Below are 23,652 nucleotides of genomic sequence, written 5' to 3'. Positions count from 1 at the left end.
CACTCGCGCCTCGCGTGCCCTATGCTCGTGTTTCGTCTGCTTCGAATCGAAAGCGCCGCGTGAGTTCCGCCTCGCGCGGCTTTGTCACGTCCTCGTCACGTCAGTTGAAACGGTATTACCCCATGTCCGCCGCGCTCCATGAAGAACCATTCGATGCATTGCGCACGCTGCTGCGCAGCTTCGGCCAGATCGTCCTGCAAGGGAACGCGGCGACGGGCGCGTGCGTGCTGGCGGCGTGGCTCGTCAGCGATGCGCGCCTCGCATGCGCCGCGCTGACGGGCGCGATCGCGGCGAACGTCGGCGCCGTGTTGCGCGGCTACGATCCCGCCGATACGCGCGACGGACTGCACGGCTTCAACGGCGCGCTCGCGGGACTTGCCGCGTTCACCTTCATCGCCGACGACGCCACCGCGATGGCCGTTGCGATACTCGCGGCGACGGCGGCTGCATGGCTGCTCGGACCGTGGGCGCGGTTATTGCGCTCGCGCGGCCTTGGCTATTATTCGAGTCCTTGCCTGGTTGCGACGTGGGCGTGGCTGCCCTTTGTTCATCTGGCGCCGGCGCGCGTTGCCGCGAGCGACGCGGTTTCGTGGCTCGATCCGATGCGCGGCTTGCTGACGGGTATTGCGCAGACATCCTTTGCGTGCAGCGCGCTGGCGGGCGTGTTGATACTTGGTGGCATCGCGCTGTCGTCGATGCGCTCCGCGCTGTTCGCGCTCGCGGGCGCTGCGCTCGCGACCTCGGCGCATTGGCTGATCGGCGCGGATTGTGCATCGCTCGGCGCGGGCCTGTTAGGATTCAACGGTGCGCTCACCGCGCTTGCGCTGGCCGATTGCGGTGCACTGGCGGCGTTCGCTGGCGTGAGTGTGTCCGTCGCAATGCAGCAGACTGCCATTGTGTCGGGCCTGCCGGCGATGACAGCGCCGTTCGTCGTCGCGACGTGGACGATGCGCTTGCTGATGCGCGATACTCGCCGCACGAGCACTGGCAGCCCGAATCGCGCGCCTGATTCCGCGATTGAGAGATCGGCGGGTCCAGGGCATCGAGAGAAAACAACCCGTGCCGTTTCGCCCGAAGGCTGAGGCGGCCAGCAACAGGAGACGTCATGTCGTCGTTCGCTCATACGCCTGCGGGCCGCATTGCGCAGTCGAAGCTCATGTCGGAGGCGGAGCAGCGCACGCGCGTCGATCTCGCGGCCGCGTACCGGCTTGCGGCGCTCAACGGCTGGGACGATCTCGTCTACACGCATATTTCCGCGAGCGTGCCCGACGAGCCCGGTCATTTTCTGATCAATCCATTCGGCCTCTCGTTCGATGAAGTGTGCGCGTCGAATCTGGTGAAGATCGATATCGCGGGAAACATCGTCGGGGCGAGCGAGCACCCGGTGAACGCGACGGGTTTTGCGTTGCACGCGGCTGTTCACGCGGCGCGCGACGACGCGTTTTGCGTGATGCATCTGCACAATACGGCGGGCATTGCCGTGTCGTTGCAAAAGGATGGGCTTTTGCCGGGTTCGCAGCATGCGCTGCGCTTTCATGGGTATCTTGCGTATCACGATTACGAGGGTCTTGCGTTCACGCCAGCGGAGGGCGAGCGCCTCGTTACCGATCTCGCCGACAAGCCGGCGATGCTATTGCGTAATCACGGAACGCTGACGACGGGCCGCACGGTTGCGGAAGCGTATGTGCTGATGGCGACGCTCATCAAGGCTTGCGAGATTCAATTGCTTGCGCAGGCGGGCAGTGGCGCGCTGGTGTTGCCATCGGAGGCCGTGGCTGAACGCACGGCTGAACAGCTTTACGATGGGGGCGCTGTTGAAGGTGCGATCGAATGGCCGGCGTTGTTGCGCAAGCTTGATCGCATCGATGCGTCGTATAAGGGTTGAGTTTTTTCTAAGGGATACGAGACATGCCTACTTTTCATATCGAGCTTTTTGAAGGTCGTACTGTTGAGCAGAAGCGCCAGTTCGTTGAGGCTATTACGAAGGCGACGTGCGAGTCGCTGAATGTCGAGCCGAATTCTGTTGATATTGTGCTTGTTGATGTCAAACGGGAGAACTGGGCTACGGGGGGGAAGCTTTGGTCTGATGTTGGGTGAGGTTTTTTTGTTTGTCTGCGACGTTGGGTGGGGCGGTTTGTTTTGCGCGGGCGGTTTGGTTTGGGTGTTCTAGCCTTTGCGCTGGCATCCGCGTTTTGTTAGCGTGCTTCACGCGTCGCCCCTGTGCGGGGCGACGCGTGAAGCACGAAGACACAACGCGGATGCCAGCGCAAAGGCCCAAAAAACCAAACCGGATGCCACCGCAAAGGCTAGAACACCCAAACCGCCCGCGCAAAACAAACCGCCCCACCCAGCGTCGCAGACAAAAAACCCAAACCCACTGCGACATCCCACCACACAACCGCGTCGCGCAACATCGACAAAACATCAGCAAAACGCGTGCTGCGACGCGGTCGATTGCCGCACTTCCCTCACAATCGCATGCGCCCGCCGCGCAACCCAGCAAATCCAAATCCTGATCCAGATCAACTGCTTACAGCAAAAAAGCGCGCCCACAGAAGCGCGAATCTGCGCCAAATCGCCACACAAAGCGCCGCAGCAAAACCACAAACATTCCCCTACGCTTGCGGTCATCTGCACGAACCCGGATTCGGACACATGACCACCGCAATCTCCGCCTTCGACCTCGCACGCATGCAGTTCGCGTTCACGGTCTCGTTTCACATCATCTTTCCTGCCCTCAGCATCGGGCTCGCCAGCTTCATCGCCGTCCTCGAATGGCGCTGGCTCAAAACCGGTAAGGCCTACTACAAAGATCTTTGTCTGTTCTGGTCGAAGATCTTCGCCGTGGCCTTCGGCATGGGCGTCGTCTCCGGCGTCGTCATGAGCTACGAGTTCGGTACGAACTGGTCGGGCTTCTCGTCGTTCGCCGGCCCCGTCACCGGCCCGCTGCTGATGTACGAGGTGATGACCGCGTTCTTCCTCGAAGCAGGCTTCCTCGGCATCATGCTGTTCGGCTGGCAACGCGTCAGCCCGCGCGCGCACTTCGGCGCGACGCTGATGGTCGCCATCGGCACGCTGATCTCGACGTTCTGGATTCTCGCGTCCAACAGCTGGATGCAGACGCCACAAGGCTTCGATATCGTCGATAACCACGTCGTCCCCGTCGACTGGTTCAAGATCATCTTCAATCCGTCGTTCCCCTACCGCCTCGCGCACATGGCGATCGCCGCCTTCATCGTCACGGCGCTCGTCGTCGCGGCTGTCGGTGCCTGGCACCTCCTCAAGGGACGGCGCGACAACGCGGTCAAAAAGATGTTCTCGATGGCGCTATGGATGCTGCTGGTCCTCGCGCCCGTCCAGGCCTTCGTCGGCGACGCGCACGGGCTGAACACGCGCGAACACCAGCCCGCGAAGATCGCGGCGATCGAAGGTCTGTGGGACACCGAGAAAGGCGGCACGGCGCTGAACCTGTTCGGCATCCCCGACATGCAGGCGGAAACCACGAAGTACGCCGTGTCGATTCCCCACCTCGGCAGCCTGATCCTCACGCATAGCTGGGACGGCGAAATCCGCGGGCTGAAGAGCTTTCCGAAAGAGGACCGCCCGAATTCGACCGTCGTGTTCTGGAGCTTCCGCGTGATGGCGGGCCTCGGCGTCGCGATGATCGGCTTCGCAATCGCCGCCTGGGCGCTGCGCCGGCGCGGCAAGCTGTACGACGCGAAGTGGTTCCACCGCATCGCAATCGCGATGGGACCGACGGGCTTTCTGTCGCTGCTCGCCGGCTGGGTGACGACGGAAGTCGGCCGTCAGCCGTGGGTCGTGTATGGCGTCAAGCGCACGGTCGAAGCCGTGTCGCCACTCTCCGCGCAGCAGGTCGGCATTTCGTTGATGGCGTTCGTCGTCATCTACTTCCTCGTGTTCGGCACGGGCATCTACTACATGTTCAAGCTGATGCGCTCGGGCCCCGCGTTGCCCGGCCACACACCGGATGACATCCCCGACACGCCCGGGCGCCGCCCGCTATCTGCCGTCGATCGGATGATCGACGCCTGATCCAACCTACGATACCCGCGAGAGAAAAATGGATGTGACCATAGTCTGGGCCGCGATCATCGCACTGGGCCTATTCATATACGTCGTGCTGGACGGTTTCGATCTGGGCATCGGCATCGTGTTTCCGTTCTTCCCCGACGAAAAGGAACGCGACCTGATGATGAACACCGTCGCGCCCGTCTGGGACGGCAACGAGACATGGCTCGTGCTCGGCGGCGCTGGCCTGTTCGCGGCGTTTCCCATCGTCTATTCGACGGTGCTTTCCGCGCTGTATCTGCCGCTCGTCTTCATGCTCGTGTGCCTGATTTTCCGCGGTGTGTCGTTCGAAATCCGCGCGAAGGCGAATCGCACGAAGCATCTTTGGGATCTGGCGTTCATCGGCGGATCGACGGGCGCGGCATTCTTTCAGGGCATTGCGCTCGGCGCGTTTTTGCAGGGCATCCCCGTCGTCGACGGCAGCTTCGCGGGTGACGCATTCGGCTGGCTCACGCCGTTCTCGCTGCTGACGGGTCTCGGCCTCGTCGTCACGTATGCGCTGCTCGGCTGCTGCTGGCTCGTCGCGAAGACGGAAGGCGATCTGCAACGGCGCCTGCATCGCGTCGTGTGGCCGCTGACGATCGTGCTGCTCGGCTTCATCGTCGTCGTCAGTCTGTGGACGCCGCTGCAGGAACCCGAGATTGCGCAGCGCTGGTTCGACGCCGGCATCTTCTGGCGCCTGCTGCCCGTGCCGTTCCTCGTCGCGATCTGCACGTTCTTCATGCGCCGCGCGGTGCGCGACCGGCATCACAACACGCCATTCATGATGGCGCTCGGTCTCGTGCTGCTCGGCTACGTCGGGTTGCTCGTGAGCCTGTGGCCCTACGCGATTCCGTCGAGCCTCACGCTCTGGGAAGCGGCCGCTCCGCGTTCGAGCCAGATGTTCACGCTGGTCGGCGCGGCCATCATCATCCCCATCATCATCGGCTACACGACGATGGGCTACTGGGTTTTCCGCGGCAAGGTGCGCCATGGCGACGCCCATTACCACTAAGCCCGCCCGCTCGCGCTCGCGCCAGGTACGGCTGCCCGGCTGGCTCTGGTTCGTCCTGCTGTGGTGCGGCGGCGTGGGCGGCGCGATGATCGTCGGCTATGCGTTCAAGGCCCTGATGAACGCGACGCTGTTTGCGATTACGTGAGCAGTCGACGACAGCCAACCATGCGTGAGCGCATCCGCCACGCATAACCGGCCGGGCGACCCATCCAGGCCGCCCGCTTGCCTTCAAAATCCTTCCGCGAAGCTCGTCTACGTAGCAGGCCGCGAGAGCACCATCCTCCTGGCCTCCGATGCAGTGCCGTACAAACCAGGGAAAACCACACGCGCCCAAACCGCGACGACCGCGCCGGACTTTCCGGTGAGGCCGCAGCGGCTGCGCGAGCGAGACCAAAGCATCTGATTGAACCGCGCCGACGCCGTTGCATTCATGACGGCCGGCGCGAACAATGAAGCGCGGACGCGCGCTGGCCGGAAGGCCCGCGAAACCGGGCGACAAGCATGACCCATCCGGCGATCCGGCATATGATCGCGGCTTGGGAAGCAAAACAAGCTGTTGCTGCATGGACGGCCCACCGCTGGTCGGGCCGCAGGGAGTGCAGCGGGTTGCGATGCGCAGCGGGCGTTCACGCCCGGGTGCGTCGCTGCCTTGTGGACGGAGCGTGCGCAACGGGGAGCGCGCGCTCCGCCCTCGTCCCGACCGACAACATGGGCACAACACCGGCAGGGCCGAGCGCCTGCATGGGACGAGAGGAAGGCGCCAAAGCGCCAACTCTGGTCCACAGCGGAGACATCATGAAGTTTCTTGTTGCCGACGATCATGAACTGATCCGCCAGGGCGTCAAGGGTCTGCTACGCGGACTCGATCCCGACGCCGTATTCGACGAAGCCGACACCTGGGAAACACTGGCCGCGGCCGCAAGGCCCGACGCCAACCACGATCTCGCCATCGTCGACCTTCACATGCCCGGCATGACGGGCGCTTCTTCATTGCACGCCCTGCTGAAAGCCAATCCGGCGCTGCCTGTGGTCGTGCTGTCGGCGGAAGAATCGCCGGATGAGATGCGCGCCGTGCTCGCGGCGGGCGCGCTCGGCTTCGTGCCGAAGCGCCAGCCGGCCAGCGTGATGCTCAAGGCGATCGAGCTGGTGCTGTCGGGCGGCGCGTATGTACCGATGGAAGCGCTCAGCCTGCTCGGCTCGCGCAGCGCGGACACAGCAACCGCGACTGCCACGGCGGAGGCCGCTATGACAGCGAGCGCAACCGCCATCGCCGGGCAGACGACGGCCGCGCCGCCAGAAGCCGCGCCCGTTCGCATCGAGGCGCTGCAGCCGCATCAGCAGCATCTGCTGGAGAACCTGTCGCCGCGTCAGCAGGAAATCATGCGGCTCGTGCATCGCGGCTGGACCAACAAGATGATCGCGCGCGATCTCGGCGTCGCCGAAGGCACGATCAAGGTCCATCTTTCGGTGATCTTCCGTGCGCTCGGCGTGCACAACCGCGCGACCGCCATTGCCGTCATCAACGGCTGGCTCGAAGCGGGAAAGACGCTTTGAATGGGGATAAAAAAGAAGGCGACAGAACGTCGCCTTCGGCAGGACGCGGCCTTTGCAGCCGCACTTGATCGATGCCCGTCAGAGCATTTCCGTCGCCAGCGTGACGCCTAGCGCAACGCCGCCGATCACGCCGATCGCGCGGCCTAACAGCATCGCGTTGAGGTCCTCGTCGAGGAGGAACTCGCTGCGGCGCTCGCGCATGACCGTGCGATGCAGCAGCGGCAGGGGAAACAGCAACGCGCACGACAGCGCGACGGGCGCGCCCAGGCGCATTGCCATGTTCGCGTGGTGCTCGGCGGGAATGCCGAGATACAACATGCCGACCACGAAAACGGTTGTCAGCAGCGCGCCCGCCAGCACGCCTGCGACGAGCTTGTCGGATGGATGTCCATTCACTTCTACACCTCATTGAATCGAAAGCCGCGCCGGGCCGATAGGCCGGACGCGAAGGTTGCCGGAAAACGTTCACGGCGGCCTGGGAGCCGCTGTTATCGCGAAACGGCTTATTTCAGCAGCCAGGCATGGCTTCGGTCGATCAGACACTTCTCAAAAAGGCTGACGAACAGGCGGGGACAAGGTGGCGCAGGTGGTAAGCGGAAGCGTAACGACGCTATACGGCGGCGGCGCCAGTAGGAAATAGATCGTCGATGGTCGCGAGGTGGCTCGCGTCATGACGCGAGCCATTGATGCTAACGGGAACCCAGGCAGAAAAGCCCGGCATGTCGGCGCCGGAGTGAATCAGCCGCGGGTCGTCAACGGCTGTTCAGAAGTCACAGATTCCGCGCGATTACCCGGCCTGTCTGCAATCGCGCCCGGCTGCTGCCACAGCATCTCCAGCGTACGGCGCAGCCGCGCGGGCGTCACGGGCTTGTGCAGCACGGGGATGCCTTGCATCGCCAGCGCCTCCAGTTCCACCGACGCCATATCGCCCGTGATCAGCAGCGTCACCACGCGCTCTCGGCCGCGCCGTCGGAGCGCGTCGCGCACGGCGCCGAGCGCCTGCGCGCCCGTGCGGTGGTTCGCCAGCTGATAGTCGCAGAGCACGGCATCGGGCATGAAGCCTTCGTCGATGGCCAGCAGCGCGAGACGCTCGTCAGGCACGCCGCGCACGACGCAGCCCCAGCGGCCCAGCAGGCTCTGTATGCCTTCGAGGATCGCCGGCTCGTCGTCGATGCACAGCACGTGGCGCCCGAGCGCCGCCCCTCCGCTCGCGACGGAATCGTTCAGCCCGGCGACGATCCGCGCCGGATCGCCCGCCTGCACAGGAAACCGGAACACCGAGCCGCGCCCCGGCACCGAGCGCAATTGCAACTGCCCGCCCAGCATCTCGACGAGCCGCTTGACGGTCGGCAGCCCGAGCCCATGCCCTTGCCGTGCGTCGCGCTGCGGATTGGCGACCTGATAGAACTCTTCGAAGATGCGCCCTTGCTCTGCCCGCGGAATGCCGATGCCCGAGTCGCGCACCTCGATATAGCCACCCTCGCTCCGCCCCGCGCGCCGGAAGCCCATCCAGATCGCGCCGCTTTCCGTATAGCGCACCGCGTTCGACAGCAGGTTGCTCAGGATCCGCTCCAGCAGCACGGGGTCGTCGTGGATCACGGCGTCCGTCGGCGCGATGCGCAGCGCGAGCCCCTTCGCGGCCGCCTGCGGCCAATACTGGTTGCCGACGCGATCGAACAGTTCGGACAGCCGGAAATGCAGCTTGATGACCTGCGTGACGCCGCTTTCGAGCCGCGCCAGATCGAGCACCTGGTTGAACAGCTGGTTCAGCGCCTCGACATTGTTGGCGATGTTACTGGCCGTCTTCGCGTGCTGCACGGGCGTCGCCGACGTGTCGTTCAGCGACGCCGCGAGCAGCCCGATCGCATGCAGCGGCTGACGCAGATCGTGACTCGCGGCGGCGAAGAAGCGCGTCTTCGCGAGGCTCGCTTCCTCGGCAACGAGCTTTTGCGCAGCGAGCGATTCGGCGAGCGCCTGCTGGTCAACGCGCGCCTGCACGACGCGCTGGAACAGCTTGCGGTAGCTGAGCGCATAAACGTTGATCGCGCAGAAGAAGAACGCGAGGACGATCGCGAGAATCGTCCGGTCGAACGCGTGCGTGCTGAAGTGCAGCACGATTGCGGGCAGCAGCAGGAACGGGATCGCCGTCGCGAAGTTGGCGACGTCGAAACCGTTCGACATGAACACGCCCGCCGCCAGCGTAACGAGCATCACCGTGTGCAGGATGGGGAGATCCGTGTGCGGGCTCTGGAACGCGAACCAGATCGCGAGGCCAGGCGCGCTGTAGAGCAGCGCGCCGCGCGCGGCATGCAGGTTGATCCACGCGCGCGGCGAGACGGACTCGGGCCAGCGCCGGTTGCACATCCACAGCGCGAGGCTCGCGCAGTTGGCGAAGCCATAGAAGATGAAGCAGGCCGCGAAAAGATGCGGATGCGGGATGTTATTCCAGTAGATCGCCACCAGCACCGCAATCGAGAACCAGTGCGTGAAGAAAGCAATCGGGTCCTGCGCGTACAGCACGCGCACGAGGTCTTCGTCGATCGCGCGCTGGATGGGATCGGCCCGCATCGTGCGGTCTCCTTGTCGGCAGGAGCTGGCGCCTGGGCGCGTCGCTCCCGTCCATTCAATTGATTTTGCGGTCGGCGGGAACGCGTGCTTTTAGCGATCGCTCCCGTGCGGTATGAGATTTCCTGGTCGTTTCGTTTTCTGTCAAGCCGCCGCCGATTGCACCAGATTGGGAATAAAACCCGCGCCTCACGCGTCCTATAAAGAGCACCCGGCACAGTCTAAAGATAGTTTACCCGTCTTACCGGCGGTTTACCCTTCAGCTATCACTTAATCCATATAGGCGGCGCCGCGTGCAAAAAGCATACTGGTTTCAACGATTCAACATTCAAGCGCGGCCGACAGCCTCTGAAGGTTCAGCTTCACGACCTGTTTCATGCCTGTTTGTCGAGGCTCTACTGGCGGCATCCCCCGCCGCCACCGCGCTCCTTGCCCCTTACCGATGGAGGCCTTCATGGGCGCAGTTCCGAGCCAGGTTTTTGCACGCACTCTCGACGAAGCCGTTCTTCCCGACCTGTGGCGCCGCCGCACGCAGCTCACGGACGACGAAATGATGTCGATGTACGACCTCGTGAAGCGCGCATTGCGCACCTACCACCCGCTCGAATTGCACGCGCTCGGCGAAGACAAGGAAGAGCTCGTGCATCAGTTCATCTATACGAAGGTGCTGCGTCTCGCGCCCGGCCATGTCGAGTCGAAGGCCACGCCGGAAAGCGCGCCGTCCAACAGCTACGCGATCTGCGCTTACTTCCGCCGCTATCTGATCGACTGCCTGAGGAGCGCGAGCCATCAGCGCAACGTGTCGATGGAACACGAAGGCATGATGCAGGAGATCGACCTGCGCGCGCAGGCGCTCGAAGATCCCATCGAAAGCGTGCTGCTGCAGTACGGCCTGAGCGAACGCGGCGTGCGCCAGGCCGCGCGCGAGTTCATCGCGTCGCTCGATGCGCCCGAGCGCATCGTGCTCGCGGGCAGCCTCGGCTGGTGCTCGGAAGCGAAAGGCGGTCTGTCGGCGGTAGCCGCGCAGCATCGGGTGCCCTCCTATCACTATCGTGCCGTCAAGCTCGGTGTCACGATGAAGAAGACGGACGACGCCGCGCAGTTTTCCAACACGAAGATCGGCCAATGGCTGCGCGACGAACTCGGCATTGAAATTCACGCTGAAAACCGCGAGGCGATCCTCGTCGTGTTCAACCTGCTCGCAGCGGAAGCGACGGAAGCCGCCACCACGCCCGACGAAGAGCTGATCGAAGCGGCGGCGTGAACAACTGAGCGCGCCGTTTGAACCTTAACTCGCTTAACGTTTAACAATCGCGGCCTTCGATTCGAATTTGACAATCCGGCTCGCTTATTACGCGTCGCCAACCAGAACGAGCCCGTCTCTACGCTTCATCCTACGTGCAGTTCGCGCGACCGCTGCCTGATGGCACCTGTCCGCACGAAAGTACTCCACGCCTGCAATCACAGCAATTTTTGAATCACACGGCTAAACGCGCGTTTTCCCTTTGCATTTCGCTGCGCGAAGTCCAGGATAAAGAGGCTGTGAGCGCCAGCCAGCCGTCTATATCGCCAGGTTTCCCCCGCCCGGCACACATCCAATACAAAGAGGTGGTCGAATGAACCGCTTGTCCAGCGCCCTTTCGGCGATGAAGGACCATTACGAGGTCGTGGTCGTGGGTTCCGGCTATGGCGGCGCGATTGCCGCGAGCCGCATGGCTCGCGCGAAACGCAGCGTGTGCCTGCTCGAACGCGGCCGCGAGTTCATGGCGGGCGACTTTCCCGCCACGCCGCTCGAAGGTGTCGCGCAAATGCAGTACAACACGGGCGTCGCGCAGATCGGCTCGCCCCTCGCGCTGCTCGAAGTGCACGTGAATCCCGATGTCAACGTGGTGGTCGGCTGTGGACTCGGCGGCACGTCGCTGATCAACGCGAACGTCGCGCTCAAGCCCGACGCGCGACTGTGGGACGATCCGCGCTGGCCCGCCGCCTTGCGTGCAGACCAGGCAAATCTCGACGTTTGCTACGAACGCGCCAAAACGATGCTCGGCGCGACGCCCGTCCCCGACGACTACCCCAACCTGCCGAAACTCGATGCGCTCGAGTTGTCAGCGAAACGGCTCGGCATGAGCGACCGTTTCTACCGCCCGCCCATCACGGTGACGTTCAAGGAAGGCAAGAACGCGGCGGGCGTCGACCAGAACCGCTGCGTCGGCTGCGGCGACTGCAATTCGGGCTGCAACCACGGCGCGAAGAACTCGACGCATATGAACTATCTGCCCGACGCCGCCGCGCATGGCGCGCAGATTTTCACGGGCGCGGCCGTGCATTCGGTGGTGCGCGACGACGAGCGCGGCGTCTGGTGCGTGCGCTATCAACCCGCCGACCTGAAGCGCGAGCTGTACGACGCGCCCGAACTGTTCGTGACGGCCGACATCGTGATCCTTTCCGCCGGCACGCTCGGCTCGACGGCGATCCTGCTGCGCTCGCAGGAAGCGGGCTTGCCTGTGTCGAAGCAACTTGGCCAGCACTTCACGGGCAACGGCGACGTGCTCGCGTTCGCGTTCAACACCGACAAGGTGATCAACGGCGTCGGCTGGGGCACGCATCCGGCGGGCGACATTCCGCCTGTCGGCCCGTGCATCACGGGCATCATTGACCATCGCAACACGCCCGATGTAAAGGACGGCTTCGTGATCGAGGAAGGATCGGTTGCCGCGCCGATCGGCCTCGGCCTGATGGGCGTACTCGGCCTCGCGGCGCCTGCCGAAGGCGTCGAAATGCCGGACCCGGCAGGCGATGCGCCGCTCGCGGACGAAGCGCGCATCGCCGAGAGCATTCTGCGCGGCCCGTATCACGGCGCGATGCGCAACACGCAGACCTACCTGGTGATGGCGCACGACGACGAAAGCGGCCAGATCACGGTCGAAAGCGGCCGCCCTCGCGTAAGCTGGCCGAACGCGGGCAAGCAGCCGATCTACGAAACCGTCGAAAAGACATTGATCGAAGCGACGTGCGCGCTGGGCGGCTCGTATGTGCGCAACCCGATTTCCGCCGATCTGTTCCAGAACCGCACCGTCACCGTGCATCCGTTGGGTGGCTGCGGGATGGCGGAGGATGCCGCGCATGGCGTCGTCGATCAGGCGGGCCGCGTGTTTTCCGGCACGGACGGCAACGCGGTACACGAGGGGCTCTATGTGATGGACGGCGCGGTGATGCCGCTCTCGCTCGGCGTCAACCCGTTGCTGACTATCTCCGCGCTGGCCGAGCGAAATTGCGCGCAGCTTGCGCAGTCACGCGGCTGGCAGATCGACTACAACGCGGCGGGCAACACCGCCCCGCCGCCCGCGCTGAAAATCGGCCTGCGCTTCACCGAGACGATGATCGGCTCGTATTTTGTTGGCGATGCGAAGCCGGCGGGCCAACGGGACGATCCAGCGGAAGGCACGCCCATCAGCTTCACCGTGACCGTCGTCTCCGACGATCTCGACGACATGCTCGCGAACCCGCAGCATCAGGCACACATGATCGGCACGCTGACTTGCACCGCCTTGTCCCCCCAACCGATGACGGTCAACGACGGCATCTTCAACCTGTTCGTCGTTGACGAAGCGAACGTCGAACGGCGCAACATGAACTACCGGATGACGCTGGACACCGTCGACGGGAAGCATTTCTATCTGACTGGTCAGAAGATCATCACGCACACGTCGCTGGCGGAACTGTGGACGCAGACGAACACGCTCTACGCGAAGATCCGCGAATCCGATGCCGACGACGCGCCCGTGATCGGTCACGCGACGCTCATCATCACGCCGGAGAATTTCCTCAAACAGCAGCGCACGATCGAAGTGACGAACACGCCCGATATCGAAACACGCCTTGCGTATACGCTGAAATTCGGCCGCTTTTTCGCGGGCGTGCTGTACACGGAATATGGCGGCGTCGCGGCGCCCTTGCAATATTTCGATCCCGACGCGCCACCGCGCGTGCGCCGCGCGTTGCGTGCGCCCGCGCCGCAAATCACCTACTTCAACACCGAGGACGGCAAGACGCTGCGGCTCGCTCGCTATCACGGCGGCAACAAGGGACCGCTGCTGCTGATTCACGGCTCAGGCGTATCGAGCCGCATCTTTTCGACGGACCTGATCGGCACGAACCTCGTCGAGTTTCTGTGCGCTGCGCATTACGACGTCTGGCTTGTCGATCTGCGCGTGAGCATCGAACTGCCGAGCGCGACCGAACGCACCACCGCCGATGAGATCGCACGCTACGACATTCCCGCCGCTGTCGCGAAGGTGCGCGAGCTGACGGGCGTCGACGGGATTCAGGTCATCGGCCATTGTCTGGGCGGGCTGGCCTTGAGCATGTCGCTGATGTCGGGACTCAAGGGCGTGCGCTCCGCAGTGATGTCGCAGGTGTCGGCGCATCCCGTGCCGGGACTGTTGCAGCGGGTCAAGGCGGGACTGCATACGCCGCAGATTCTTCAGCATCTCGGCATCAAGGATATGACCGCGTATACGCAGCACGAGAAATGGCCGAACAACCTGCTCGACGATGCGCTGAAGTTCTTCCCCGTCGAGCGCGACGAAACGTGCAACAGCCCCGTGTGCCATCGCGCGACGTTCCTGTATGGCCTGCTCTACGAGCACGAGCAACTCGACGAGCAATTGCACGCGAACCTGCAGGAGCTATTCGGTATCCACGACGTCGAGCTGTTCAACCAGCTTGCGGCGATGGTGCGCGCGGGGCACGTGGTCGATGCGAATGGAGACGACGTGTATATGCCGAATATCGCAGGCATGAAGCTGCCCATCGCGTTCATTCACGGCTCGAAGAATCTCTGCTATCTGCCGACCAGCACGGAGATGACCTACGATCTTCTAGTAGAAAAGTTCGGGCCGGAGAACTATGAACGACATGTAATCGACGGATATGGACATATCGATTGCGTGTTCGGCAAGCGCGCAGCGCTCGATGTGTTCCCGACGATTGTCAGGTATCTGGATGCGCATTGAGCGCAGATGACGGTTCGTCATGGATGCTGCCGCATTCATGACGAGCCGTCGTAGGCACAAAAACGCTAGAACAACTTACCCGGATTCAAAATCCCGTTCGGATCGAGCGCATGCTTGATCGACTTCATCACGGCGAGTTCTTCGTCCGAGCGCGACACGGGCAGGAACTCACGCTTGAGCGAGCCAATACCATGCTCCGCCGACACCGACCCACGCAGCGGCGCAAGCATGTCATAGACGAGCGCATACACGTCATGATGATCGACGCCCGGCACGGAATGACCGTCGACGGTCACATGCAGATTCGAATCGCCGATATGGCCGAAGAAATACGACTCGTTGCCCGGCCAGGCGCGGTCGATCGCCGCGCGGCAACGATCGACGAATGCGCCGATCTCGCCGATCGGCAAACTCACGTCAAAATTGATTGGATCGAGCTTGACGGGAAATTCCGCCGTGCATTCACGGATCGCCCACAACGCGCGCGTATCGGCAACCGACTGCGCGATCACGGCATCGCGAATCGCGGCTTCGTCAAGCGCCTCCATCAGCACGCCCGAAAAACGCGAGCCGTCGTCATCGGCATCGAAGCTCGCATGCTCGATCAATGCGTATAAAGGATGCGTTTCGGCAAATGGCGAGCGCGTGCCCGTCAGCTTCACGCCGAAGTCGAAGAAGTCCGGCCACATGATCTCGAATGCGCCGATGTCGTTGCCGAAGCGCGTCGAGAGCCGGCGCAGCAGACTGACGGCCTGCTCGTAATCACTCAGCGCAACGAGCGCCGTATGACGCGACGCGCGCTGCGGCTGCAACTTCAGCACCGCGCGCGTGATCACGCCTAGCGTCCCTTCCGAGCCGATGAACCAGTGCTTCAGGTCGTAGCCGGTGTTGTTCTTCACCATCTTGTTCAGCGAACTCAATACCGCACCGTTCGCCAGCACGACTTCGAGACCGAGCACCTGATCGCGCGCAGTGCCCGATTGAATCACGCGATTGCCGCCCGCATTCGTTGCGAGATTGCCGCCGATCTGACACGAGCCGCGCGCGCCGAGATCGAGCGCGAGTTCGAAGCCCGCTTGCGCCGCCGCTTCCTGCGCGGCCTGCAAGGTCGTACCGGCGCGCACGGTGAGGGTCGCCGCTGCGCTGTCGATTTCCTCGACGCCTGCAAGACGGTCCAGCGACAACGCAATATCCGTCGCGCGCGGAATGGAGCCACCTGCAAGGCCCGTCATGCCGCCCTGCGGCACCACGCTCTGGCGAGCGTCGTTGCAGATCAACAGCGCGCGTGCGACCTGTTCCGTCGTGCGCGGCAATAGCAAAGCGGCGGGACGCGTGGGTTCGTGTCGCGTCCAGTCCGTCATCGAGCGTTCGCCGATTTCATCGCCCACGCGCACCGCGTCGCCGCCCAACGCTTCGCGCAACGCGGCCAAAGTCGATGCGAGCGCGGCCCCTTCGTTCACTGTCATGCGGTTCCTTATGTCGTACCTTGCTCTGCGGCGAGTTTCTTCCGATACCCCATCGAACTGTTGATGCGGCCCAGAATATAATCGCCCGCAGCGACGGGTTCGTATTTACTGTCGGCGTCGGGCGTGCCGAGATCGCGCGGATCAACGTTCGACGTATAGGTCGGATCATAGAACGTCGCGATCGAATAGCGCTCGCGGCCCGACGCGTTGATCACGCGATGCAGCGTCGAGCGGAAGCGATCATTCGTCCAGCGCGCCAGCAGATCGCCGACATTCACGACGAAGCTGCCTTCGATGGGCGGCGCCTCGATCCATGTTTCGTTGGCGATCTCGCGCACCTGCAGCCCGCCGACGCGATCCTGCCACAGCAGCGTGATGCAGCCGTAATCGGTATGCGGCGCGACGCCGAACTGCTCATCATCGGATTGCGGCGGCTGCGGCGGATAGTAGACCATCTGCGTGCGCTGCATCCGCTTCGTGTAGCGCGGCGCGAAGAAATCCTCTGAAACGCCGAGGCCCGTCGCCACCGCGCGCAGCAGGTCTGCGCCACACGCCCCGACTTCCTCGTAATAGCCGTATAGCGCGGGCTGCAACGCCGGCATGAAGTCCGGCCAGTTGTTCGGCCCGCGAAGCGCCTGGCCCGCGAGCACGTCGGGATCGCTCTCGGGCAACTCCAGACCGATGCTATAGAACTCCTTGTAATCGGGGCGCTTTGCCTGATACATCGTCGCGTCGCCCAGCGCATTGAAGCCACGATGCCGATGATTCACCGCCGCGCGCCGTTTCGTCTCGACAGGAAACGCAAAGAACTCGCGCGCCGCCTGTTCCGCACGATCGATCACTGCTTGCGGCACGCCGTGATTGACGATGTAGAAGAAGCCGATTGTCGTGCATGCATCGCGTATCTCGCGGCCCGCGCGCGCGAGCGCATCGCGGTCGCCGGCGCGCACGCCGGCCAGATCGACAATCGGAATGCGAGTGGCTGGCTGCATTGCGAAACTCCTTCATTACGAAGATTGAACTGATGATTCGATACAGGCTTCGATACATCGCCGCGCGCACCGCATGCGGATCGGCGAGAGTTTCACGTTGTATATACCGCCAAAAGCGCAATCGCAAGTTGCGTTGCAACCGGCTTCAATCATCTGCAGAAGGTACGCCAGCGCCATTAGGGTTTGACAGCATGCGATTATTTTTTTCGCGCAAAACCAGCGGTATATACTGCCTCGCATGATTCGCGCCCCGCCACGTCGAGCGCGACACACTTTGCCAACGGGAGAATCTCAATGGGTATCTTTGCAGGCTGGAAGTGTCGTCTCGCGATGGTGGCGTTCTGCGCCGCCGCGTCCGTAGCCAGCGTCGGCGCGCACGCGGAAGATCAACTCGCGAAGGTCAAGAAGGCGGGCGAACTCGTGGTCGGCACGGAGATGCAGTTCGCGCCGTTCGACTTCCTCGAGAACGGCCAGCAGGCTGGCTTCAATAAAGACCTGTTCGCCGAAGTCGGCAAAGAACTCGGCGTGAAGGTGCGCTTCATCGATCTGCCCTGGCCGAGCGTGCTGCCCGGTCTCGAAGCGGGCAAGTTCGACATGGTGGGCGGTCCGCTCACGGTGACGAAGGCGCGCATGGAACGCTATACGTACACGCTGCCCGTCGCTGACGCGACCGACGCGCTTCTCAAGCGTGCCAACGACACGTCGCTCAAGCAATCATCGGATATCGCCGGCAAGACTGTCGGCGCGGGCAAAGGCTCCGCGCAGCTCGATCAGTTGAAGGCCTACATCGCGACACTGCCGAAGCAGCCCGAAGTGCGCGAATACGTCGACAACAATCAGGCGTACGCGGATCTCGCAGCGGGCCGCATTGCTGCCGTCGCCAACTCGATGACCAACATCGCCTACGTCGCGAAACAGCGCCCCGAAGCGTTCGCCGTCGTCACGCCGCCGTTCGGCGCGAAAGTGTACTTCGCATACTGCCTGCGCAAGGATGCCGACAGCAAGCCGCTTGCCGACGCGTTCAACGCTGCATTGGTCAAGATGCACAACGACGGCCGTCTCGCATCGTTGCAGAAGAAATGGTTCGGCGTGGCCATGGACGCGCCCACCACGATGCCCACGCCCAACTACTGATGCCCTGAATCGCGCGGCGCACCTGCTTTCGGGCGCGCCGCTTACATGTCCTTTTTTGCAGGCAACAGGCCATGTTCAGCGCCCACGTTTTCGCTCAAGGTTTTCCGCTGCTTTTGCAAGCCGCGCTGGCGACGATCGGCATTTCGCTGACGGGGCTGGTGATCGGCTTCTTCGTCGGCATTGGTGTGTGCTCGGCGCGCTTATCGTCGAATGCCATTGCGCAACGCTTCGGTGGCGCGTATGTGTTCTTCTTTCGCGGCGTGCCGATGCTCGTGCAACTGCTGCTCGTCTATTACCTGCTGCCCTTCGTCGGCATCAACGTGTCGCCCATCGTCGCCGCGATCAGCGCGGTGTCGCTCTGTTCCGCGTCGTATATCGCGGAAATACTGCGCGGCGGCTTTCTGAACATTCCGCCCGGTCAGATCGAAGCGGCGCGCATGCTCGGCCTTTCGCCCATCGACATGCTGCGCCGCATTCAGGTGCCGCAAGCCTTTCGGATGACGCTGCCTTCGCTCGTCAACGAAATGGTGTTGCTGATCAAGGCGTCGTCGCTGATCTCCGTAGTCGGCGTGGCCGAAATTACGCGCACCGCGCAGAACATCGCGGCCAGCACGTACCGGCCGCTTGAAGCGTATGTCGCGGCGGGGCTGATCTACTTCGTCATTTGCGGTGCGCTTGCGCTGGTCGCGCACGCCGCCGAGCATCGACTGCAACATACCTGAGGACCGAACGATGCAGCAATTCGATCCCACCGTCATCACGCACAATCTGCAACCCATCGCCGCTGGCCTCGCGACGACGCTCGGCACATGGATGGTCGGCGTCGCGCTCGGACTGCTGATCGGCTTTCTGATCGCCGTGCTGCAACTTTTTTGCGGGCGCTGGGTGCGCGGCGTATTGCGGGCGTACATCGAGCTGTTTCGCGGCACGCCGTTTCTCGTGCAACTCTTTTTGCTCTACTACGGCGGCCCGTCGTTCGGCTTGACGCTCGAACCGCTGACGGCAGGCGTGCTCGGTCTCGGCCTGTACGGCAGCGCGTATTTCGCGGAAGCGTTCCGCTCCGGTTTCCAATCGATACCGCGCGGACATCTCGAAGCCGCATCGTGTCTCGGCCTCACACGCTGGCAAGCGGTGCTGCGCATCCAGGTGCCGCAAATGCTCGTGCTGATCGTGCCCGCGCTGACCAACCTGACCATCGTGCTCAGCAAGGAAACGGCCGTGCTGTCGATCGTCACCGTACCCGAACTGACGTTCGTGCTGACGGGCATCGGCTCGGCGACTTTCGCGTTCGTCGAGACCTTGCTCGTGCTGTGCGTGTGCTACCTCGCGCTCGTGGAACTCACGTCGCGCGCCGGCATGTGGGCGGAAACACGCGTTGCCCGCTTCATGGCGTAATCGATAATCAAGGTTCATCATGAATGCACTCGTCGACATGCCCGCTTCTTCCACGCTCGATATGACGCAATCCGGCCAGGCGCCGCTGATCGAAGTGCGCGATCTGCGCAAGCGCTTCGGCGACGTCGAAGTGCTGCGCGGCGTCGATCTCGATATCAAGCGCTCGGAAGTGGTCTGCATCATCGGGCCGTCGGGCTCGGGCAAGAGCACACTGCTGCGCTGCCTCGCTGCGCTGGAGACTTACGATCACGGCGACGTGCGTATCGAAGGCGAGTTGCTCGGCTATACGGAACGCAACGGCAAGCGCGTGCGCGCGTCGCAGAGCGAGATCAACCGCGTGCGCCGCAACGTCGGCATGGTGTTCCAGCAGTTCAACTTGTGGCCGCATATGACGGCGCTCGGCAACGTGATGGAAGCGCTATTGCGCGTGCGGAACCTGTCGCGCGACGATGCGAGAAAGCGCGCCAATGCGATGCTCGAAACGGTCGGCCTCGCGCACAAGGGCGACGCGTATCCGGCGAAGCTGTCGGGCGGTCAGCAACAGCGCGTCGCGATTGCACGCGCGCTCGCGATGGAGCCGCACATCATGCTGTTCGATGAGCCCACCTCCGCGCTCGACCCGGAACTCGTCGGCGAAGTGCTGCAGGTGATGAAGCAGCTCGCGCGCGACGGCATGACGATGGCCGTCGTCACGCATGAAATGGGCTTCGCGGCGCAGGTTGCCGACAAGGTCGTGTTCATCGACCAGGGGCGCATCGCCGTGCAAGGCAAACCGCAAGAGGTCTTTCACGACGCGAATCAGCCGCGCCTGCGCCAGTTCCTGCAAAACTACTTCGACCGCAACGCATTCTGGTCGCGCGGCGCGGATAGCGCGGACCCGGCATGAGCGCCCGCCTCAGCCGATAAAAGCCGATGCCCGCCCCCGCCATCCGCGACAAGCTGCGCACGCGAGCCCTTGCGAAAGCACGCAAGTCTCGCGGGCCGAACGCCCACGCGATGGCGCCCGATGCACCGAACGGCGCCCCTGCCGCGCGCTACGAACAAGTCAAGCAATACATCCGCAACACGATCGAATCCGGCGAGCGACGCGCGGGTGATCGCATTCCATCGGAACTCGATCTCGTCGAATCGCTCGGCGTGTCGAGGATGACGGTCAACCGCGCATTGCGCGAACTCACGAACGAAGGCTTGTTGACGCGTGTGTCGGGTGTCGGCACGTTCGTCGCCGAATCCAAGCCGCAATCGACGCTGCTGATGATCGCGCATATCGGCGACGAAATTCGCTCGCGTGGCCACGAATACAGCTATCAGACCGTGCTCATGCAGCGCGAGGTGGCGCCTGTCAATGTGTCGAATGCGTTGGGGCTGCCGTTGGGCGCGTCGGTGTTTCATGTGATCTGCGTGCATCGCGAGAACGGTTTGCCCGTGCAACTTGAAGACCGTTACGTGAATCCCGCCATCGCGCCGGATTTCATCGAGCAGGATTTTGCGGCCGTGCGTCCTTCCGAATACCTGTTTAGCGTCGTGCCGGCGCATGACGTCGAGCATGTCGTCGATGCGGGCTTGCCGAGCCGCGCCGAAGCTGAGTTGCTGCAGATCGCGCCTGAAGAGCCTTGCCTTACGCTGATGCGGCGCACGTGGACGAGTGGCGTCGCGGTGACGTTTGCGCGGTTCGTGCATCCGGGTTCGCGATATAGGCTCGGATGCCGGTTTGCGCCGGATACGTCGCAGAGGCAGGGTTAGTTTTCGCAAGCTGGGCGCCTTACCTTGGTTGCCTCTCGGCTTCTCTGCGCTCGTTATGCGTTGAATCGCTGGTCAATCTCTAACAGGTGTTGGTGTTTTGGGTTGGAGTTGGCATCCGCGATGCGCTAGCTTGCTTCATGCGTCGCCCCGCACAGGGGCGACGCGTGAACATCAAACATCACATCGCTGATGCCAGCGAAAACCCCAAAAAACCAAACCGAATGCCTGCGCAGCAAAAAACCCTACACATTCCCCGCCAAATGAAACCGCGATGCCGGATGCCACAACTGCACCGACGTCGCGACCTGCTCCCCAACCCAAGTCCTGCGCCACAGCATCAGACAAGGCTCGCCAATCTCCATCATCAGATGGCGGCGCACATGCGCGGTAGGCTTCTGCGCGTAGATGCGAAACTCGGCGCGCTGGATCGGCGCGAGACGCACCATGTAGTGATTCGGCGTTTCGACCGTGAAGTCCTGATTCAGGTAATCCGGAAACACGCGCGGATTCACATAACGGTCTTCATATTGAATCGGCTCGCTTTCTTCATTGTGCACGATGCGTGAATGAAACACGGGCCATTCGCGAGCACCAGCGCATCGAGCGCGAGCGGATCATCGCTCGCTTCGAGCGTCAGCACACGCGCCGAATGGCGATGCCCGCGCGCGGTGATCTCGTCGGCAATATTACGGATCTCGAGCACCGTCGATTCATAGCGTTGCGGTGCGACATATGTACCCGAGCCCTGCACGCGCGTCAGCACACGCTCCGTCGTCAACTCGCGCAGCGCGCGCGATACCGTCATGCGCGCGACGCCAAACTCCTTCACCAACTCCGCTTCCGACGGAATCAATCCGCCCGGCTTCCAGACGCCCTCTTCGATCCGCGCGATCACGTAACGCTTGATCTGCTCGTACGCGGGCATCGCTTTGGCCTGCGTCGTGCGAGTGCCCGTGGAATGTTCCTCTGCCGTCTCCAGTTGCCCGTTTATCGTCATGTTCACGTCGACCTCGTGGGTTGATCGCATTCTTATGCGGCGGATTGCGGCGCGTGCTGCGCGGCAGCCTTCGGATCATTCGCGGCGTGTGCGGCAAAGCCCGTTTGATCTCCGGGTGCCGGCGTCGACGGCAGGTTGCCCGAAGCGGGCGGCAACGGCGGCGCTGCCTCGCCGATCAGGCGAAACGCAACGGCCATATCGTCGGCCAGCGGACGATCGTCCCGATACGTCGGCACGACGGCACGTACCCTGCGCCACAATGCGTCGGTGTGCGGCGCGCGCGAAGCGTCGATGGGTTGCAGGTCGTATGCCTGTGCCGCCGCCAGCAACTCGATTGCAATGATGCGGCCGGTGTTGTCGACGATCTCCAATGCCTTCAGCGCGGCGGGCGTCGCGTGACACAGATGGTCTTCCTGCAAGCCCGATGTGATGCCGCCATCCAGGCTCGCGGGCGCGGCCAGCCGCCGGTTCTGCGCGACCAGCGAAGCGGCCGTGTATTGCGCAATCATGAAGCCGGAGCACGTACCGCCCGGCTCCGCGAGAAACGCAGGCAAACCGCTCACGAGCGGATTCACGAGCCGGTCGAGACGGCGCTCGGCCATCGCCGCGACTTGCGCGATGGCCGTCGCGAGACTGTCCATCGCCAGTGCGATCGACGCGCCCACTGCATGCGCCTGCGAATACACTCGCGGCGCATCCGGCGTACCTGCAACGATCGGATTGTCGGTGATCGACGCGAGTTCGCGGTTCACGACCACAACGGTCGCATCGAACACATCGCGCGCCGCGCCGTGCACGTGTGGAATCGTGCGCATCGAAAGAGGGTCCTGCGTGCGCTGGCCCACCACCGACGCGAGAATGCCGCTCTCGGCAAGCGCATTGCGCATCCGCTCACCGACGAGATTCAGTCCCGGCGATACACGCAACGCGAGCGAATCGGCATCGAATGCGGCGAGTTGTCCGCGCAGGTTTTCGAAGCTCATCGCCGCGATCGCGTCGGTCCAGTCGAGCACGCGTTCGGCGCGCGCCAGCGCCAGCGCTGCGAGCCCCGTCACGCAAGGCGTGCCGTTGATGAGGCTCAAGCCTTCCTTCGCTTCGAGCACGAGCGGCTCGCGCCCGAGTCGCGCGAGCGCCTCGCGTCCGCTGATCCGTTCGCTGCCGTGGCGCACGTGTCCTTCGCCGATGCACACCAGCGCGATATGCGCCATGTGGCTCAGATAGCCGACGGAGCCGAACGCGGGCACTTCGGGGATATAACCTGCATCGAGCAACGCGACGAGCTGATCCGCTATCTCAAGACGAATGCCCGAGTGACCGTGCGCAAAGTTGTTGATCGCGGCAGCCATGATCGCGCGCGTTTCCGCGACGCCAAGCGGCGCGCCGACGCCCACCGCGTGGCTCATCAGGATGTTGCGCGACAGCGTGCGCTGTTCCGACGGCGACACGATCACATCGCACAGCGCGCCGACGCCCGTGTTCACGCCATACGCGCGAATGCCGCGCTCGACGATCTGTTCGACGAGCACGCGCGCGGCCGCGATGCGTGCGCGCGCCGCGTCGGAGAGTTCGAGCGGCTCGCCCGCCGCGACCGCGGCCAGTTCGCGCCAGTTCAGAGGACGGTCGGATCGGATGACTGCCATGATGTTGCCTTTGTCGGTACGTGTACTGCTTTTCTAATGTTTGTCGAGTCTCAGGTTCTCAAGCAGAG

Annotated in this window: 19 protein-coding genes and 1 pseudogene; 14 read left to right on the top strand and 6 right to left on the bottom strand. The window is 63.3% G+C overall.

Going from position 1 to position 23,652, the window contains the following annotated elements; genetic code table 11:
- Positions 1-122 precede the first annotated feature (122 nt).
- From H1204_RS19425 to H1204_RS19395, 7 genes are all read left to right on the top strand, one after another.
- The gene (locus H1204_RS19425) at positions 123-1,082 is read left to right on the top strand and encodes an urea transporter (RefSeq protein WP_180732308.1); all 960 of its coding nucleotides are present in this window, start codon (positions 123-125) and stop codon (positions 1,080-1,082) included.
- 23 nt (positions 1,083-1,105) lie between these two features.
- The gene (locus H1204_RS19420; protein WP_180732307.1) at positions 1,106-1,885 is read left to right on the top strand and encodes a class II aldolase/adducin family protein; all 780 of its coding nucleotides are present in this window, start codon (positions 1,106-1,108) and stop codon (positions 1,883-1,885) included.
- 23 nt (positions 1,886-1,908) lie between these two features.
- Entirely contained in the window at positions 1,909-2,097 is a 189-nt protein-coding gene (locus H1204_RS19415) for a 4-oxalocrotonate tautomerase (RefSeq protein WP_180732306.1), read from the top strand.
- 558 nt (positions 2,098-2,655) lie between these two features.
- Positions 2,656-4,053 (top strand): cytochrome ubiquinol oxidase subunit I, encoded by a 1,398-nt coding sequence (locus H1204_RS19410; RefSeq protein WP_180732305.1) that lies wholly within the window; start codon positions 2,656-2,658, stop codon positions 4,051-4,053.
- 28 nt (positions 4,054-4,081) lie between these two features.
- Positions 4,082-5,083: a cytochrome d ubiquinol oxidase subunit II gene (gene cydB, locus H1204_RS19405; protein WP_035996583.1), complete on the top strand. Its 1,002-nt coding sequence runs from the start codon at positions 4,082-4,084 to the stop codon at positions 5,081-5,083.
- Positions 5,061-5,228, top strand: coding sequence for a hypothetical protein (locus tag H1204_RS19400; RefSeq protein WP_180732304.1), 168 nt, complete (start codon positions 5,061-5,063; stop codon positions 5,226-5,228). The genes cydB and H1204_RS19400 overlap by 23 nt, the downstream gene beginning before the upstream one ends.
- Positions 5,229-5,878: 650 nt before the next feature.
- On the top strand, positions 5,879-6,637 hold the full coding sequence (locus H1204_RS19395; RefSeq protein WP_180732303.1) for a response regulator transcription factor: 759 nt from the start codon (positions 5,879-5,881) through the stop codon (positions 6,635-6,637).
- A 78-nt stretch (positions 6,638-6,715) separates the two neighbouring features.
- Here H1204_RS19395 and H1204_RS19390 read toward each other — a convergent pair whose 3' ends face one another.
- Together H1204_RS19390 and H1204_RS19385 are read right to left on the bottom strand one after the other, a co-directional pair.
- Entirely contained in the window at positions 6,716-7,033 is a 318-nt protein-coding gene (locus H1204_RS19390; RefSeq protein WP_180732302.1) for a hypothetical protein, read from the bottom strand.
- 342 nt (positions 7,034-7,375) lie between these two features.
- Positions 7,376-9,205, bottom strand: a complete 1,830-nt coding sequence (locus tag H1204_RS19385; protein ID WP_180732301.1) for a hybrid sensor histidine kinase/response regulator — start codon at positions 9,203-9,205, stop codon at positions 7,376-7,378.
- Between the two features lie 451 nt (positions 9,206-9,656).
- Between H1204_RS19385 and H1204_RS19380 the strand changes: the two genes are divergently transcribed.
- Both H1204_RS19380 and H1204_RS19375 read left to right on the top strand, forming a co-directional pair.
- Positions 9,657-10,466 carry a hypothetical protein gene (locus tag H1204_RS19380; protein ID WP_180732300.1) on the top strand — a complete coding sequence of 270 codons (810 nt, stop codon included), beginning with the start codon at positions 9,657-9,659 and terminating at the stop codon, positions 10,464-10,466.
- Positions 10,467-10,818: 352 nt separating this feature from the next.
- Positions 10,819-14,217, top strand: a complete 3,399-nt coding sequence (locus H1204_RS19375) for an alpha/beta fold hydrolase (RefSeq protein ID WP_180732299.1) — start codon at positions 10,819-10,821, stop codon at positions 14,215-14,217.
- 65 nt (positions 14,218-14,282) lie between these two features.
- Here H1204_RS19375 and H1204_RS19370 read toward each other — a convergent pair whose 3' ends face one another.
- Both H1204_RS19370 and H1204_RS19365 read right to left on the bottom strand, forming a co-directional pair.
- Positions 14,283-15,683: an FAD-binding oxidoreductase gene (locus H1204_RS19370; protein ID WP_180732298.1), complete on the bottom strand. Its 1,401-nt coding sequence runs from the start codon at positions 15,681-15,683 to the stop codon at positions 14,283-14,285.
- Between the two features lie 8 nt (positions 15,684-15,691).
- Positions 15,692-16,675 (bottom strand): isopenicillin N synthase family oxygenase, encoded by a 984-nt coding sequence (locus H1204_RS19365; RefSeq protein WP_180732297.1) that lies wholly within the window; start codon positions 16,673-16,675, stop codon positions 15,692-15,694.
- Between the two features lie 294 nt (positions 16,676-16,969).
- On the opposite strand from H1204_RS19365, the gene H1204_RS19360 reads away from it, so the two are divergent.
- The 5 genes from H1204_RS19360 to hutC (H1204_RS19340) all read left to right on the top strand — a co-directional run bounded on the left by H1204_RS19360 (position 16,970) and on the right by hutC (H1204_RS19340) (position 20,947).
- Positions 16,970-17,809: a transporter substrate-binding domain-containing protein gene (locus H1204_RS19360; RefSeq protein WP_180732296.1), complete on the top strand. Its 840-nt coding sequence runs from the start codon at positions 16,970-16,972 to the stop codon at positions 17,807-17,809.
- A gap of 71 nt (positions 17,810-17,880) precedes the next feature.
- Positions 17,881-18,531: an amino acid ABC transporter permease gene (locus H1204_RS19355; RefSeq protein ID WP_054935155.1), complete on the top strand. Its 651-nt coding sequence runs from the start codon at positions 17,881-17,883 to the stop codon at positions 18,529-18,531.
- Positions 18,532-18,541: 10 nt separating this feature from the next.
- Complete coding sequence (locus H1204_RS19350; protein ID WP_180732295.1) at positions 18,542-19,204, top strand: amino acid ABC transporter permease; 663 nt, start codon at positions 18,542-18,544, stop codon at positions 19,202-19,204.
- Between the two features lie 19 nt (positions 19,205-19,223).
- Positions 19,224-20,090 carry an amino acid ABC transporter ATP-binding protein gene (locus H1204_RS19345; RefSeq protein ID WP_274608232.1) on the top strand — a complete coding sequence of 289 codons (867 nt, stop codon included), beginning with the start codon at positions 19,224-19,226 and terminating at the stop codon, positions 20,088-20,090.
- A 110-nt stretch (positions 20,091-20,200) separates the two neighbouring features.
- Positions 20,201-20,947, top strand: coding sequence for a histidine utilization repressor (gene hutC / locus H1204_RS19340; RefSeq protein WP_035537041.1), 747 nt, complete (start codon positions 20,201-20,203; stop codon positions 20,945-20,947).
- Between the two features lie 242 nt (positions 20,948-21,189).
- On the opposite strand, the pseudogene hutC (H1204_RS19335) reads toward hutC (H1204_RS19340), so the two are convergent.
- Both hutC (H1204_RS19335) and hutH read right to left on the bottom strand, forming a co-directional pair.
- Positions 21,190-21,944 (bottom strand): annotated as a pseudogene (gene hutC, locus H1204_RS19335) (histidine utilization repressor).
- 32 nt (positions 21,945-21,976) lie between these two features.
- Positions 21,977-23,584 (bottom strand): histidine ammonia-lyase, encoded by a 1,608-nt coding sequence (gene hutH / locus H1204_RS19330; protein ID WP_180732294.1) that lies wholly within the window; start codon positions 23,582-23,584, stop codon positions 21,977-21,979.
- Positions 23,585-23,652 lie beyond the last annotated feature (68 nt).

The organism is Paraburkholderia sp. PGU19 (genome assembly GCF_013426915.1).
GTDB lineage: Bacteria > Pseudomonadota > Gammaproteobacteria > Burkholderiales > Burkholderiaceae > Paraburkholderia.
Note: the sequence above shows the minus strand (reverse complement) of the source record. Positions and strands in the feature narration are given on the sequence as shown.

Coding starts and splice junctions, on each gene's coding strand:
- H1204_RS19400 (WP_180732304.1), top strand. CDS start 5,061: ATGGCGACGCCCATTACCACTAAGCCCGCCCGCTCGCGCTCGCGCCAG.
- hutC (WP_035537041.1), top strand. CDS start 20,201: ATGGCGCCCGATGCACCGAACGGCGCCCCTGCCGCGCGCTACGAACAA.
- hutH (WP_180732294.1), bottom strand. CDS start 23,584: ATGGCAGTCATCCGATCCGACCGTCCTCTGAACTGGCGCGAACTGGCC.
- H1204_RS19350 (WP_180732295.1), top strand. CDS start 18,542: ATGCAGCAATTCGATCCCACCGTCATCACGCACAATCTGCAACCCATC.
- H1204_RS19410 (WP_180732305.1), top strand. CDS start 2,656: ATGACCACCGCAATCTCCGCCTTCGACCTCGCACGCATGCAGTTCGCG.
- H1204_RS19345 (WP_274608232.1), top strand. CDS start 19,224: ATGAATGCACTCGTCGACATGCCCGCTTCTTCCACGCTCGATATGACG.
- H1204_RS19365 (WP_180732297.1), bottom strand. CDS start 16,675: ATGCAGCCAGCCACTCGCATTCCGATTGTCGATCTGGCCGGCGTGCGC.
- H1204_RS19395 (WP_180732303.1), top strand. CDS start 5,879: ATGAAGTTTCTTGTTGCCGACGATCATGAACTGATCCGCCAGGGCGTC.
- H1204_RS19385 (WP_180732301.1), bottom strand. CDS start 9,205: ATGCGGGCCGATCCCATCCAGCGCGCGATCGACGAAGACCTCGTGCGC.
- H1204_RS19420 (WP_180732307.1), top strand. CDS start 1,106: ATGTCGTCGTTCGCTCATACGCCTGCGGGCCGCATTGCGCAGTCGAAG.
- H1204_RS19370 (WP_180732298.1), bottom strand. CDS start 15,683: ATGACAGTGAACGAAGGGGCCGCGCTCGCATCGACTTTGGCCGCGTTG.
- H1204_RS19375 (WP_180732299.1), top strand. CDS start 10,819: ATGAACCGCTTGTCCAGCGCCCTTTCGGCGATGAAGGACCATTACGAG.
- H1204_RS19355 (WP_054935155.1), top strand. CDS start 17,881: ATGTTCAGCGCCCACGTTTTCGCTCAAGGTTTTCCGCTGCTTTTGCAA.
- H1204_RS19415 (WP_180732306.1), top strand. CDS start 1,909: ATGCCTACTTTTCATATCGAGCTTTTTGAAGGTCGTACTGTTGAGCAG.
- H1204_RS19360 (WP_180732296.1), top strand. CDS start 16,970: ATGGGTATCTTTGCAGGCTGGAAGTGTCGTCTCGCGATGGTGGCGTTC.
- H1204_RS19425 (WP_180732308.1), top strand. CDS start 123: ATGTCCGCCGCGCTCCATGAAGAACCATTCGATGCATTGCGCACGCTG.
- H1204_RS19380 (WP_180732300.1), top strand. CDS start 9,657: ATGGGCGCAGTTCCGAGCCAGGTTTTTGCACGCACTCTCGACGAAGCC.
- cydB (WP_035996583.1), top strand. CDS start 4,082: ATGGATGTGACCATAGTCTGGGCCGCGATCATCGCACTGGGCCTATTC.